The 13,644-nt window shown below is 72.7% G+C and carries 12 protein-coding genes and 3 pseudogenes; 9 read left to right on the forward strand and 6 right to left on the reverse strand.

Annotated elements, in window-relative coordinates; translation table 11 throughout:
• Nucleotides 1–42: 42 nt before the first annotated feature.
• A complete protein-coding gene (gene serC, locus RV983_RS20970; protein ID WP_475987291.1) occupies nt 43–1,161 on the forward strand; it encodes a phosphoserine transaminase in 1,119 nt (372 codons plus the stop codon).
• A gap of 52 nt (nt 1,162–1,213) precedes the next feature.
• Here serC and RV983_RS20975 read toward each other — a convergent pair whose 3' ends face one another.
• Nucleotides 1,214–2,257, reverse strand: a complete 1,044-nt coding sequence (locus RV983_RS20975) for an SdiA-regulated/phytase-like domain-containing protein (protein WP_475990397.1) — start codon at nt 2,255–2,257, stop codon at nt 1,214–1,216.
• A 31-nt stretch (nt 2,258–2,288) separates the two neighbouring features.
• Nucleotides 2,289–3,088 (reverse strand): annotated as a pseudogene (locus RV983_RS20980) (mycothiol-dependent nitroreductase Rv2466c family protein).
• On the opposite strand from RV983_RS20980, the gene RV983_RS20985 reads away from it, so the two are divergent.
• The 3 genes from RV983_RS20985 to RV983_RS20995 all read left to right on the forward strand — a co-directional run bounded on the left by RV983_RS20985 (nt 3,017) and on the right by RV983_RS20995 (nt 5,278).
• Nucleotides 3,017–3,688 carry a GDSL-type esterase/lipase family protein gene (locus RV983_RS20985; protein WP_475987292.1) on the forward strand — a complete coding sequence of 224 codons (672 nt, stop codon included), beginning with the start codon at nt 3,017–3,019 and terminating at the stop codon, nt 3,686–3,688. The pseudogene RV983_RS20980 and the gene RV983_RS20985 overlap by 72 nt on opposite strands.
• Nucleotides 3,689–3,745: 57 nt before the next feature.
• Complete coding sequence (locus tag RV983_RS20990) at nt 3,746–4,741, forward strand: aldo/keto reductase (RefSeq protein ID WP_475987293.1); 996 nt, start codon at nt 3,746–3,748, stop codon at nt 4,739–4,741.
• Between the two features lie 117 nt (nt 4,742–4,858).
• Nucleotides 4,859–5,278, forward strand: coding sequence for a CBS domain-containing protein (locus RV983_RS20995; RefSeq protein ID WP_475987294.1), 420 nt, complete (start codon nt 4,859–4,861; stop codon nt 5,276–5,278).
• A gap of 152 nt (nt 5,279–5,430) precedes the next feature.
• Here RV983_RS20995 and thpR read toward each other — a convergent pair whose 3' ends face one another.
• Nucleotides 5,431–6,018, reverse strand: coding sequence for an RNA 2',3'-cyclic phosphodiesterase (gene thpR / locus RV983_RS21000; RefSeq protein WP_475987295.1), 588 nt, complete (start codon nt 6,016–6,018; stop codon nt 5,431–5,433).
• Nucleotides 6,019–6,042: 24 nt separating this feature from the next.
• Nucleotides 6,043–7,143, reverse strand: coding sequence for a citrate synthase 2 (locus RV983_RS21005; protein ID WP_475987296.1), 1,101 nt, complete (start codon nt 7,141–7,143; stop codon nt 6,043–6,045).
• Between the two features lie 261 nt (nt 7,144–7,404).
• Between RV983_RS21005 and pdxH the strand changes: the two genes are divergently transcribed.
• Nucleotides 7,405–8,043: a pyridoxamine 5'-phosphate oxidase gene (gene pdxH / locus RV983_RS21010; RefSeq protein WP_475990398.1), complete on the forward strand. Its 639-nt coding sequence runs from the start codon at nt 7,405–7,407 to the stop codon at nt 8,041–8,043.
• Between the two features lie 297 nt (nt 8,044–8,340).
• Here the strand turns inward: pdxH and RV983_RS21015 are convergent.
• Together RV983_RS21015 and RV983_RS21020 are read right to left on the reverse strand one after the other, a co-directional pair.
• Nucleotides 8,341–8,529 (reverse strand): annotated as a pseudogene (locus tag RV983_RS21015) (IS5/IS1182 family transposase); the annotation flags it as partial.
• A 219-nt stretch (nt 8,530–8,748) separates the two neighbouring features.
• A pseudogene (locus RV983_RS21020) lies at nt 8,749–8,973 on the reverse strand (class II glutamine amidotransferase); the annotation flags it as partial.
• Nucleotides 8,974–9,241: 268 nt separating this feature from the next.
• On the opposite strand from RV983_RS21020, the gene RV983_RS21025 reads away from it, so the two are divergent.
• The 4 genes from RV983_RS21025 (at nt 9,242) to RV983_RS21040 (ending at nt 13,638) form a co-directional block, all read left to right on the forward strand.
• Nucleotides 9,242–9,508, forward strand: a complete 267-nt coding sequence (locus RV983_RS21025) for a hypothetical protein (RefSeq protein WP_475987297.1) — start codon at nt 9,242–9,244, stop codon at nt 9,506–9,508.
• 37 nt (nt 9,509–9,545) lie between these two features.
• Nucleotides 9,546–10,460: an ABC transporter ATP-binding protein gene (locus RV983_RS21030; RefSeq protein WP_475990399.1), complete on the forward strand. Its 915-nt coding sequence runs from the start codon at nt 9,546–9,548 to the stop codon at nt 10,458–10,460.
• Nucleotides 10,457–11,476, forward strand: coding sequence for an ABC transporter permease (locus tag RV983_RS21035; RefSeq protein ID WP_475987298.1), 1,020 nt, complete (start codon nt 10,457–10,459; stop codon nt 11,474–11,476). Before RV983_RS21030 ends, RV983_RS21035 begins: the two co-directional genes overlap by 4 nt.
• Before the next feature lie 839 nt (nt 11,477–12,315).
• A complete protein-coding gene (locus tag RV983_RS21040) occupies nt 12,316–13,638 on the forward strand; it encodes a PAS domain-containing protein (protein WP_475987299.1) in 1,323 nt (440 codons plus the stop codon).
• Nucleotides 13,639–13,644: the final 6 nt, after the last annotated feature.

A 13,644-nucleotide genomic window follows, 5' to 3' on the forward strand; every position in this document is an offset into this window, starting at 1 on the left:
ACTACTCCCCGAAACCGCGCCGTAACGCACTACGCTGCGAACGTGGCCGAGATCCAGATCCCCGCTGACATCAAGCCCGCCGACGGACGCTTCGGTTCGGGCCCCTCCAAGGTGCGGCCGGAGGCGCTCGACGCGCTGGCCGCGACCGGCACTTCGCTGCTGGGCACCTCTCACCGGCAGGCGCCGGTGAAGAACCTGGTCGGCCAGGTGCGCGACGGCATCAGGCAGCTGTTCTCCCTCCCCGAGGGCTACGAGGTGGTGCTCGGCAACGGCGGTTCCACCGCGTTCTGGGACATCGCCACGCACGGCCTGATCGAGCGGAAGTCCCAGCACCTCAGCTTCGGCGAGTTCTCCTCGAAGTTCGCCAAGGCCGCCAAGCTGGCGCCCTGGCTGGACGAGCCGACGGTGATCGCCGCCGACCCGGGCTCCCACCCGGACGCGGCCGCCGAGGCCGGTGTCGACGTCTACGCCCTCACCCACAACGAGACCTCCACCGGTGTCGCGATGCCGCTGCGGCGCGTCGCGGGCGCCGACGACGGCGCGCTGGTCCTGGTGGACGCCACCTCCGGTGCGGGCGGCCTGCCGGTCGACGTCACCGAGACCGACGTCTACTACTTCGCCCCGCAGAAGTCCTTCGCCGCCGACGGCGGCCTGTGGCTCGCGCTGTTCTCCCCGGCCGCGCTGGAGCGCGTCGAGCGGATCGCCGCCTCCGGCCGCCACATCCCGGCGTTCTTCGACCTGCCGACGGCGATCGACAACTCGAAGAAGAACCAGACGTACAACACCCCCGCGCTGGCCACCCTCTTCCTGCTGAACGAGCAGCTGGAGTGGATCAACGGCCAGGGCGGCCTGGAGTGGGCCGTCTCCCGCACCGCCGACTCCTCCTCGCGCCTGTACACCTGGGCCGAGAAGTCCGAGCACGCCACGCCGTTCGTCACCGACCCGGCCAAGCGCTCCCAGGTCGTCGGCACGGTCGACTTCTCCGACGGCGTCGACGCCGCCGCCATCGCCAAGGTGCTGCGCGCCAACGGCATCGTGGACACCGAGCCGTACCGCAAGCTCGGCCGCAACCAGCTGCGCGTCGCGATGTTCCCAGCCGTCGACCCGGCCGACGTGGAGGCGCTGACCGCCTGCGTCGACTACGTCGCCGAGCGGCTCTGACCCCAGCCCTACGCGAAGCCGGTGGGCGCCGCGCCCACCGGCTTTCGCGCGCTCAGGACGGCCGCCCGCCGCGGCGCAGCAGCCGGCGGGCCGCCAGGATGACCGCGGCCAGCGCGGCGATGGTCAGGGCGCCGACCGTGAACTGCCCCATCGACCGCGGCCCGCCGCCGTCCGGCGCCTGCGCCCCGCTGCCCGAGGCGGACGACGAGCCGGACGCCGGGGCGCCGGCCTTGCGGACGTCGTCGGGGCGGTCGTCCCCGGTGAGGGGGACGCGGTAGACCTCGCTGTCCTCGCCCTCGCTGCCGTACATCAGGGCGCGGCCGTCGGTGGTGAAGGTCACGGACTCGCCCTGCCGCTGCAACGGCACGTGCATCTGGTCGACGCGGTGCGGGGTGCCGTCGGACCAGCGGTACATCAGGGCGCCGAAGTAGCCGCGCAGCACCAGGCGGCTGCCGTCGGGGGAGAAGGCGCCGTCAGTGATCCACAGCGGGATGTCGGCGGTGCGCCGGAAGACGTTCGTGCCGGAGGAGCTCATCCGCGCCGGGCCCTCATAGAGCGCTCCGCCGTCCTCGTTCTTGCTGGCGATCCAGATCCGGCCGGTGCGCGGGTCGACCATCATCGCCTCGGCGTTCCGCGGCCCGGCGTCGTACTTCACGACGTACTGGGTGGCCGTCACCGTCTGGTCGGTCAGGTGCTTCGGCTCAGGGAAGCGGTAGATCCACACGTACGGCCAGGTGCCGCCGAGGTTGTCCCCGATGTCGCCGACGTAGATGTCGCCGTCCGGGCCGATGGAGATCGCCTCGACGTCGCGCGGGCGGCCGATGCCGCGCAGGGTCACCGTGGCGACGGTCTTCCCGGTCGCGGAGTCCACGGCGTAGACGTACGGGCCGTCGTCGCTGTCGTTGTGCGTCCAGTAGACGCCCTTGTGGAGCCGGCTGGCGGCCAGGCCGCTCGACTCGGTGATCCGCGGGTCCGTCATCGTGAAGGCCAGGGACTCGCCGTCGTCGGCCGCCGCACTCCCGGCGAGGCCGGGAACGCCGAGGAGCGGGACGGTGACGAGTGCGGAGGCCGCGGCCGCGGCGAGCAGAGGGCGCATGCGCATGCGCCCAGCCTGCCAGGTGAGCGGCTCAGCCGAAGTCGAGGGCGCCGGTACGGCTGTGCTTGAGTTCGAAGAAGGCGGGATACCCGGCCGGCGGCCGCACCCCCTCGAAGACCCGCAGAGCCTCCTCGCCGCGCGGCACGGAGGTCGGCACCGGCCAGAAGAACGCGACCCCGTCGATGTGGATCGTGGGGTGCCCACCTCCTCGCCGACCGGGTCCATGCCCTCGTGGTGGCCCTTGCGCGGTTCCTCGTCGTACGCGGTGCTCCCCCCGCCTCCGCGAGCGCCACCGGCAGCCCGCCTCGGCCGGCGCCTCACGCAGCAGCGCGCCGGAGACGGGCCGGTCCCGGACGTGCGGCCGGGTGCCCAGCGCTGTGTACAGGTCGCGGCGATGCACACCCGCACGGGGCCCCCGCCGGTGCGCAGCAGGCGCTCGTAGCGTTCGGGCAGTCCCTCGCGGCCCTCGTTGAGCACGGACAGGCTCATCACTCGGAAGCGCGGCCCCAGGTCGCGCTGCCGCTCGACCTCCAGGATCCAGCGCGAGGTGATCCAGGCGAAGGGGCAGACCGGATCGAACCAGAAATCCACCGAGTTCGTCACGGCCACGACGGCAGAAGCGGAACGACCCGTGCGGCAGGGCCACTTCGGCGGCAGAGCGGCGGGCCGACTCCCGGCCCGCCGGGAGTGCCTATCATCTCGTCCATGTCCCGGCTGTCCCGAGCGCCCCGCCCGCCCCGCGCCTCCCCCACCTCGTGGATGTTCGTCGGCGACTCCATGACCATCGGCAGCGCCGGCGACCTCACGTGGCGCTACCGCATGTGGCGGCACCTGAGCGCGATCGGCGAGCCGTTCGCGATCGCCGGTCCGCGCACGGCGCTGTACGACGCGGCGGCCGGCGCCGCGGTCTCCCACGCCTACGGCGACCCCGCCTTCCCGCCGGAGGCACGCCGCCACCTGGCGGGCTGGGGCGAGGGCTGGCTGCACATGGCGCCGCTGATCGAGGACGCGGTGCGCGAGCACCGGGCGGACGTGCTGCTGGTCTCCCTCGGGCTGATCGACCTCGGCTTCTACACCGACCCCGCGCAGACCGAGGAGAACCTGCGGCTGTTCGTCGAGCGGGCGCGAGCCGCCAACCCCCGTGTCGCCGCCGTGCTGTTGCCGGTCATCCCCAACACCCGCTGTGCGCAGGACCCCGGATTCGCCGCGCAGTGCGAGGAGTTCAACACCCGTACCGCCAAGGCCGTCGCCGACCTGGGCACGCCCGCCTCGCCGCTGCTGCTGGCCTCCCGCCCGGCCGGCTGGGACCTCGCCCGGCACACCTGGGACGGCACCCATCCCAACGCCGCCGGGGAGCACCTGCTGGCCGCCGCCTTCGTGGACGCGATGCACCAGGCCTGGGGAACCGGGACGCCGTACCGGGACGTCTGACGACCCCCAGGGGCGACGCTTGATTCGAGCGCACTCGAAGAGCTTGGCTTGTGGCCCATGGAGTACACACAACTCGGACGCACCGGACTCAAGGTCAGCCGGCTCGTCCTGGGGACGATGAACTTCGGCCCGCAGACGGACGAGGCCGACAGCCACGCGATCATGGACGCCGCGCTCGACGCCGGCGTCAACTTCTTCGACACCGCCAACGTCTACGGCTGGGGCGAGAACAAGGGCCGCACCGAGGAGATCATCGGCACCTGGTTCGCCAAGGGCGGCGGCCGCCGCGAGAAGACGGTCCTGGCGACCAAGGTGTACGGCAACATGGGCGCCGAGGGCGCCGCCTGGCCCAACCAGGACAAGCTCTCCGCGCTCAACATCCGCCGCGCGTGCGAGGCGAGCCTGAAGCGCCTGGGCACCGACCACATCGACGTCTACCAGTTCCACCACGTGGACCGCGCGACGCCGTGGGAGGAGATCTGGCAGGCCGTCGACGTCCTGGTGCAGCAGGGCAAGGTGCTCTACGCCGGATCGTCGAACTTCGCCGGCTGGCACATCGCCCGCGCCAACGAGGCCGCCGCGCGCCGCGGTTCGCTCGGCCTGGTCACGGAGCAGTGCCTGTACAACCTGGCCGAGCGACGTGCCGAGATGGAGGTCATCCCGGCGGCCGAGGCCTACGGTCTGGGCGTCATCCCCTGGTCGCCGCTGGGCGGCGGCCTGCTGGGCGGCGCGCTGCGCAAGGAGCGCGAGGGCGGCGGCTCCCGCTCGACCTCCGGCCGCACCGCCGACTCCCTGAAGGACGCCGCGGTGCGCGCCCAGGTCCAGTCGTACGAGGACCTGGTCGACAAGGCGGGCCTCCAGCCCGGCGACGTCGCCCTGGCCTGGCTGCTGACCCGGCCCGGCGTCACCGGCCCGATCGTCGGCCCGCGCACCCGCGAGCAACTCGACTCCGCCCTGCGCGCGGTCGAACTGGACCTGGCGGAGGAGCTGTTGGCCGACCTGGACGGCATCTTCCCGGGCACCGGCCCCTCCCCGGAGGCCTTCGCCTGGTAGCCCGGCCCCGCGGCGCGGGCGGCCCCGGCACGGACACCGTCCGGACCGGGCCGCCCCGTCCGGCGCAAGCGCCCCGGTCCGGTCGCAGATTCACCCGGTCGGGCGCACGATGAGGGTATGACGACAGCCAAAGAGATCATGCATCCAGGCGCCCGTGCGATCCCGGCGACGGAAAGCCTCGACCGGGCCGCGCAGCTCATGCGCGAACTCCACGTCGGCGCACTGCCCGTCCACGGACCGGACGACCGGATGATGGGCATCATCACGGACCGCGACATCGTCGTGAAGTGCGTGGCGGCCGGCCGTGATCCGTCGAAGGTCACCTGCGGGGACCTCTGCGAGGGCACTCCGCGGTGGATCGACGCCGGAGCGGACGTCAACGACGTGCTGAGCGAGATGGAGACCCACCGCATCAAGCGGCTGCCGGTCGTCGAGAACAAGAAGCTGATCGGGATGATCACCGAGGCCGATCTGGCCCGGCACCTCACCGATGAGCAGATCGCCGAGTTCGTCGCGAACGTCTACGCCGAGGCCTGATCCGGGATCCCGCCGTCCCCGGCCGGACGCCGCGGGCCCGCGTCAGCGGACCAGCGCGCTCACGATCACCACGATCACCAGCAGGGCGAGGGCGGCGGTCATCACTCGGGTTCGGGTCTTCGGGTCCACACACCGAGGTTAACCCCAGCGGTTCAGTGCCCCAGCGGGCAGGTCCGCAGTCTCTCGTAGCGGGGCTGGGCGCCCGGCACCCCGGGTGCGGGCGGATGGCTCCGCACGAGGGCGATGGAGTCGGCCGTCCACGGGGTCCCCCGGAAGGCGCCGAGCGCGTCCGTGAAGGGCCGCAGGCCCACGCGGCCGTGGTGGCCGCGCTGCCGGGCGAGGGTCAGATGGGCGTGGAAGCGGCCGTGCTCGTCCTCGTAGCGGACGCCGGCCCGCCGGGCCGCCGCTTGGGCGGCCTCCGCGACGCGCGCCATTTCCTGACCGTCCCGGCCGTCCTGCCCGTCCAGCCCCACCCACAGGGTGCGGTCCCCGAAGCGTCCGCCACCGGCCAGGCCGGTGCGGTACGGCTGGTGGCGCCGGGCCGCCCGGTCCAGGCGCTCGACGAGCCCGGGCACGACGTCCTCGCCGACCTCCCCGAGGAACGCCAGCGTCACGTGCCACCCGGCCCGTTCCGTCCACCTCAGCCCGTCGGCGTCCGGCAGGGCGCGCAGCGCGTCCACCGCATCGCCGAGCTCCGCCAGCGCCGCCCTGGGGGGCATGACCGCCACGAACAGCCTCATGCCCCCAGGGTGCCGCTGTGCATGCTAGTCCGCGATGTCGCCGTAGCCCTCGACGTCGCGCGGGTCGCGGGGGCCCGGGCCCATATAGCGGGCCGAGGGACGCACCAGACGCCCGGTGCGCTTCTGCTCCAGGATGTGCGCCGACCAGCCGGCGGTGCGGGCGCAGCTGAACATCGACGTGAACATGTGCGCCGGGACCTCGGCGAAGTCCAGCATGATCGCCGCCCAGAACTCCACGTTGGTCGCCAGCACGCGGTCGGGGCGCCGCGCGTGCAGCTCCTCCAGCGCGGCCTTCTCCAGCGCCTCGGCGATCTCGAAGCGGGGCGCGCCCAGCTCCCGGGCGGTGCGCCGCAGCACCCGCGCACGGGGGTCCTCTGCGCGGTAGACGCGGTGGCCGAAGCCCATCAGGCGCTCGCCCTTGTCGAGGGCCTGCTTCACGTACGCCGCGGCGTCGCCGGTGCGCTCGATCTCCTCGATCATCCCCAGCACCCGCGAGGGCGCGCCGCCGTGCAGCGGACCCGACATCGCGCCCACCGCACCCGACAGGGCGGCGGCCACGTCGGCGCCGGTCGAGGCGATGACCCGGGCGGTGAAGGTGGAGGCGTTCATGCCGTGCTCGGCGGCGGACGTCCAGTAGGCGTCCACGGCCTTGACGTGCTTGGGGTCCGGCTCGCCGCGCCAGCGGATCATGAAGCGCTCGACGACCGTCTCCGCCTTGTCGATCTCGCTCTGCGGCACCATCGGCCGCCCCTGGCCGCGGGCGGACTGCGCCACGTAGGACAGCGCCATGACCGCGGCCCGCGCCAGGTCCTCGCGCGCCTGCTCGGCGTCGATGTCCAGCAGGGGCTTCAGGCCCCACACCGGGGCCAGCATGGCCAGCGCGGACTGCACGTCGACACGGATGTCACCGGAGTGCACGGGGATCGGGAAGGGCTCGGCCGGCGGCAGTCCGGGGTTGAAGGCGCCGTCGACCAGCAGGCCCCACACGTTCCCGAAGGAGACGTGGCCCACGAGGTCCTCGATGTCCACGCCTCGGTAGCGGAGAGCGCCGCCTTCCTTGTCGGGTTCGGCGATCTCCGTTTCGAAGGCGACGACTCCCTCGAGTCCGGGTACGAAGTCGGACATCAGGCGGCTCCTCGTGATGCGGTCGACGATCGGCGGGGGCGGTGCTTGTGGCACACGGTGTGGCACGGAGTGCCCGAACGATATCTCCGGGTGTCCGTCGGCGCTGTGAGCCCACGGATACCCGGCCTGTAAGTCTGTCCCCTCCCGCTGACGGCGTGAAGCGTGAGGTGGGGCACATAGTTTGCGGCACACCGTGCCGCGGGGCCGGGCGCCGTACTGCAAGATGTGCGGGTGCAGCACCTCCACCACGATCCCGCCGCCATGCGCAAGCAGTACCGCGCCCGCGGACTGGCCGAGGCCGAGCTGGCCGCCGACCCGTACACGCAGTTCGCGCGCTGGTTCGCCGACGCCGTGAACGGCGGCATCGACGAGCCCAACGCCATGGTCGTCTCCACCGCGGACGCCGAGGGACGGCCCAGTTCCCGGACCGTCCTGCTCAAGAGCTACGACCACCGCGGCTTTGTCTTCTTCACCAACTATCGGTCCAGGAAGGGCCGCGAGCTCGGCGAGCGGCCGTACGCCTCGCTCCTCTTCCCCTGGCACCCGATCGCCCGGCAGGTCATCGCCGGCGGCCGGGTGGAGCGCGTGACGCGGGAGGAGACCGAGGCGTACTTCCGGACCCGGCCGCACGGCTCCCGCATCGGGGCCTGGGCCAGCGAGCAGTCCTCCGTGGTCGCCTCGCGGGAGGAGCTGGAGCGCCGGTACGCGGAGCTGGCCGGGCGCTGGCCCGAGGACGCGGAGGTGCCGGTGCCCCCGCACTGGGGCGGCTTCCGGGTGATCGCGCGAACCGTCGAGTTCTGGCAGGGCCGGGAGAACCGGCTCCACGACCGCCTGCTGTACGAGGCGGACGGCGGGACCCTCGCGGACGGGGACTGGACGGTACGGCGGCTGGCGCCGTAGCCCCGCCGGGGCCCGAGACGCAGGCGACCCGCGGGCTGCTCCCTGGACGGAAACCGTCCAGGCATCGGCCGGACGAATCCGACGAGCCCGCGGGTCGGGTGACTGCGATGGATTGGCCCGCGCCGCGCATCGCGCGCAGGCGAGGAGCGCGGTGCTAGCCCGCAGCCACCTCACGCGTCCGATGGGAACTCATTCTCCGGACCACCTCCCTTCGTGTGTGCCCGCCACTTTAGGAAGCGGTCCGCCGCGCCACAACCCATTTATCGCGCCCCCCTCTTAGACCGACCGGCAAATGGATCACTTGAGGCGTCGGGTGGTGGGTCGGCCGTCCCAGCGGTAGTGGCTCGTTGCTCGTCGGATCAGCATGCGGAGCGTGACGAGTGCGGCGGCGAGGTAGAGGTAGAAGTCCACGACCTCGCCGCTTCTCTCAGTGCAGCGCCGCAGCTTGCCGTAGTCGTTCATCCATGAGTGCGTGCGCTCGACGACTCGGGTGCTGCGAAACCCTCGGTGCCCATGGACGCAGTGGTGCGCCCGACCTTGGATGTGGTCCGCACCGTCGAGCGAGACGAAGGAGCTCGGCATCACCTCGAACACCGACTACCCCACCACCGGAATCACCCTTCCGCCGGGCGCCGGATGCGCTCTCTGCACCGAAGCCTCGTCGCGGTCCCCGGCACCGACATCGACGACACCACCGCCGAGGCCGGCGACCTCGCGCAGGTTGCGGTTGTTCCACGCCGGTCCGGTGTCCCGGACGATCGCCGGGGTGTCGATGCCCGGCGCGTACCAGCTGATGCCGAACCCGTCGCCGTTGGTTGTTTCGACGCCCATCCGGGAGCGCAAGCTCTGGTCGATCAGTGAGTGGGCGGGTTGGTACAGGACGTCGTCGAGCAGCGCCGGCGTCTCCGAATAGACGAGCCATCGGCACATGGAACACTCCCGCTCCGCACGCCCGGGTGAGTCGGGATTCATCTGGCCCCTGACCTCGCGAAGGGCCCTAGGGTGCCCCGAAGCGGCCCGGGACACTTCGGGGCGCATGGAGGCCGGCGAACCGCCTGGGAACGAGTCGCCGGGTCCGGGCCGCGCGAAACAATAGACGAAGGTATGAGTGCCGCCGCCGGTCGCGACTTTCGTCACCCGTGGAGCGCAGACTTTCTGCCGAAGTCCGGCGCCCGGCCCGCACCATAACTTCGTTTCCATGAACCGAACTTCGCTTACGGACACCGTCCCCCTGGCCCAGCGCCCCGCACTGCTCGCCGCCGGCCTGCTCGGTGTGGCGCTCCTCCTGCTGGGCGGTGTGCCACTGGCCGGGCGGCTGCTCGCCCATCTGACGTTGTGGGGCGCCGCCCTGACCGTCCCCGGACTGCCTCACCTGGCCCTCTTCGCCGTGGGCGCCGCGCTGCTGACCCTGTTCTGGCGCCGCCGGTACGCCGCGGCCCCGGCCCCCTCTCCGGCCGGTGAATGACCAGGACGCACAGGAAGACCACACGGGCCACCACGACATGACCGATTCCCCCAACGTCCCCGCCATCGAGACCATCGGGCTGGGCAGGCGCTACCGCCGCGGGTGGGCGCTGCGCGACACCTCCTTCCGCCTGCCCGCAGGCCGCGTCTGCGCGCTCGTCGGCCCCAACGGCGCGGGCAAGACGACCCTGCTGTCCCTGGCCGCCGACCTGATCACGCCGACCACCGGCACGATCACGCTGTCCGGGCACCGTCCCGGCAGCGCGCGGGCCCGCCAGAGCACCGCGTTCCTCAGCCAGCAGAAGGCCCTCTACCCGCGGTTCCGCGTCAGCGAGGTCCTGCGCATGGGCCAGGAGCTGAACCCCACCTGGCACCAGGAGACCGCCGAGTCCGTCATCGACGCCGGCGGGGTCCCCCTGAACGCCCGGGTCGGCACCCTCTCCGGCGGACAGGCCACCCGCGTCGCCTTCGCCCTCGCCCTGGGCAAGCGCCCCCAACTGATGCTCCTGGACGAGCCGATGGCCGACCTGGACCCCTTGGTCCGGCACCAGATGACCGACGTCCTCCAGGCCGAGGCCCGGCGGCACGGTTCGACCGTCGTGATGTCCTCGCACCTGGTCTCCGAGCTGGAGAGCGCCTGCGACTACCTCGTACTCGTCAACAACGGCACCGTCCGGCTGGCCGGCGAGGTGGAACTCCTCCTCGCCGAGCACCGGCAGCTCACCACGCGCCGACGGGAGGACCTGGACGGCCACCAGGCCATCGCGACCACCGGCAGCGACGGAGGGTTCACCTCGCTGGTGCGGATCCCCGACGCACCACCCCCGGACGCCGACCACCGCGCCCCCACCCTGGAGGAACTCGTCCTCGGGTACCTCAGGACGCCCGACGCGCCCGCGCTGCTCACCCCGAGCGCGCGGGTCACCACCGGCCGCGAGGTGGTGACGGCATGAGCACCGGCACCCGCACCGGCACGCCCATCGGCACGCGCACCGTCGTCCGCCGCGGACCGCGACTGCACGGGCTGACCTGGCTGATCTGGCGGCAGAACCGCACCGCCTTCTGGATCGGACTGGCGGCCGCGGCAGCCGTCGCCGTCTACGCCGTCGTACAGCACCAGCACATAGCCGCGGCCGTCGCCGCGCAGCACCTCGACGCATGCCACGGCCACGAGTACTCCGACTCGTGCCTCGGCCGCCTCAACATGTTCGGGCAGCGATACCAGTTCCCGATGCGGCGGCCGCTCCAGGCGATGCTGCTGCTCCCGTTCCTGTTCGGGCTGTTCCTCGGCGGGCCGCAGCTCGCGCAGGAGCTGGAATCGGGCACGTACCGCACGGTGGCCACACAGTCCGTGACCCGCATGCGCTGGTTCGCGGCGAAGCTGGGTGTGCCGCTCGCCATGACCGCGGTCGTCAGCGGCGTCATCGCCGCCGCCATGACCTGGTGGTGGCACCCCGTCGCCAAGGCCATGGGCCCCCTGTTCGACTGGCACATGTGGTACCCGTTCTACGGGGTGGGGCCCGTCGTCGTCGGCCTCAGCGTCCTGCTCTACCTCCTGGGGACGACCCTCGGCCTCGTCCTGCGCCGTACCGTCCTGGCCATGGGCGCGACCCTCGTCACCGGCGTCGGGCTGTTCGCCCTGCTGGAGGCGGTCAGGCCGGGCATCTGGCCGGTCAGGACCGCGTACGCGCAGCACACCTCGGAACCGCCGGCCCCCAGGACCGCCTGGCTGCTGGCGGACGGCCCGCTGTCCAAGGACGGGCGGCGGGTGCCCGAGGCCTGGGACTGCTACGCCGCCGGGAACGTGAAGCAGTGCCTCGCCTCACGCGGCATCACCGGCCGCTGGGCGGAGTACCACCCCGCCTCGGACATCTGGCCGCTGCAATGGTCGGCCACGGGCCTGTGCCTGGCGCTGGGCGTCGCGCTGGTCGCCCTGTCCGTGTGGTGGATCCGCCGGAACCCCGCCTGATCGGACCCGCGCTCCCGGGGCGACCCCGCTAAGGGGGACCGTCGCTCCCTGGATCGGTGATGCCTTCATCCGTGCGGCGCCCCCGCCGAACCTGTTGGTGAGCGGTCGGCCAGGGCCCCGGACCGCGGACCGAGGATGCAGGAGAGCTGAACACGATCGCGGTGATCACCAGCGGCAACCGGGGACTGGGCCGGGCCACCGCCCTCGCGCTGGACGCCGCGGGGACGGACGTCGTCCTCACCTACCGCAGCAACCGCGCCGTCTCCGGCCGCCGGATGCCACGACCGACTACGCCGGGGGGCCTTGCGCCGGCCGCGGTGGGTGGAGGCGGCGCCCCCCTCCACCCACCACTGCCCCACCTGTGCCGTCGTCATCGTCTCGAGTGCGTGGAGGAGCATCTCCAGTTCCGACTACCATGCCGCCGATGGCCCCCAGGCCGTCCGGATGGGGACTGAGACGTGCGCGACACCTCCGGTGGAGTGGGTGTTCGCGCGCCACCTGCCGGCAGAGGGCACGGGACCAGCAGGGCCGTCGACTGCGGCCGAGGACTTCCTCCGCCGCGTGTGGGCGAGGCGATCCTGCGCGGCGAGACCACTGGATGATGCGGTCGAGGCGTCCAGCCGCCACAGCGCCATGAGCAGCAGGTCGCGGACACACCGGCCTGCCCCACCGACGACTGGGGCTGCTCGACATCGTTTGCCGACTGCTGCATGTCCACCGCGACGTCGCACGGTCCGATCTGCGTTAACGTCGTACTTATTAATGCACCCGCCGCCGATGCGCACCGATTTCGGCGAACTGGCTGTGTCCTGGGTCACATCCGGGTTGAATGTTCCGACGTGCAGTCATTCGATGCGACGCCGCAGCTGCTCGCCGCGCTCCTCGACGGCATGGAGGCCGGACTCTGTGCCTTCGACCGCGACGGAGTGATCACGCACTGGAACACCGAGGCCGTGCGCATCCTGGGCTGGACGCCCGAGGAGGCCGTCGGCCGCAAGGGCTTCGCCGGGTGGGCGGCGCGCACGGCCGACGCCGAGGAGGTCCACTCCCGGCTGCTCGCCGTGATGGACGCCGCCGGGCGGCAGGTGCACGAGTTCGCCCTGCTCACCAAGGACGGCCGCCGGGTGCTGGTGCGCACCCAGTCCGCCGCCGTCCAGGGCGCCGACGGCCGGCCCGCCGGGGTCTACTGCGCGTTCTCCGAGGTGCACGCCCAGATCGACCTGGAGCGCTCGATCGCCCTGAGCGAGGCGCTGTTCGACGACGCCTCCTCCGGTGTCGTCCTGGTCGACGCGGACCTGCGCCCCGTCGTCGTCAACGCGTACGCCGCCCGCGTGCTGCACACCAGCCGGGACGCCCTGCTGGGGCGGCCGCTGGGCGACTTCCTCGACCAGGGTGTGGAGGAGCTGGAGTCCGCGATGCAGCACGTGCTCGCGGAGGGCGCCCCTCCGGCGCCGTCGGAGCTGTGGGTCGGCCTGCGCGAGGAGGGCGGCACCCGCTGCTGCTGGCGCAGCAGTTTCGTCCGGCTCGGCTCGCCGCTGGGGGAGGAGCCCGTGCCGCTGGGGGTGGGCTGGCTCTTCCACGACATCACCGGCGCCAAGCTCGCCGAGTCGGAGGCGGCGGTGCTGCGCTTCCGCTGCAACCAGTTGCAGCGGGCGGCCCGGGCGGTCGCCGAGTGCCGGGAGCCGATGGAGGCCGCCACCTGCTACGTGGACTTCGCGCTCGCGGGCTTCGCGGAGAACGCGCTGCTGGACGTGCTCACCGCGGACGGGACGCGGCTGGTGCGCGCCGCCGCCACGCCCGCCGGTGGCTCGGGCCCGTGTCTGCCCGTCGCGGGCGGCATCCCCGTGCGCTACGGGGAGGGCCACCCCGCGCTCCAGGCGGTGGCCCGCACCGGGGCCGTCCGCGCCTCCTTCGGCGCCCTCGCGGGCTCCGAGCCCGCCTCGCGCGCCCAGATCGACGCCTGGTCCGCCGCCCGCCGCTGGCCCGAGGCCACCGTGCACGGGCTGTGCGCCGTGCTGCGCAGCCGCGGCCGCACCCTGGGCACGCTCACCTTCCTGCGCGGCATGGGACGGCGCCCCTTCGACCGTGTGGACGCGGCCTTCGCGGAGGACGTGGCCCTGCGGGTGGCCGCCGCCCTGGATCTGGCGCCGCGGGAGCGGTAGGCGGGA

The sequence above is a fragment of the Streptomyces sp. RLA123 genome (genome assembly GCF_056270165.1).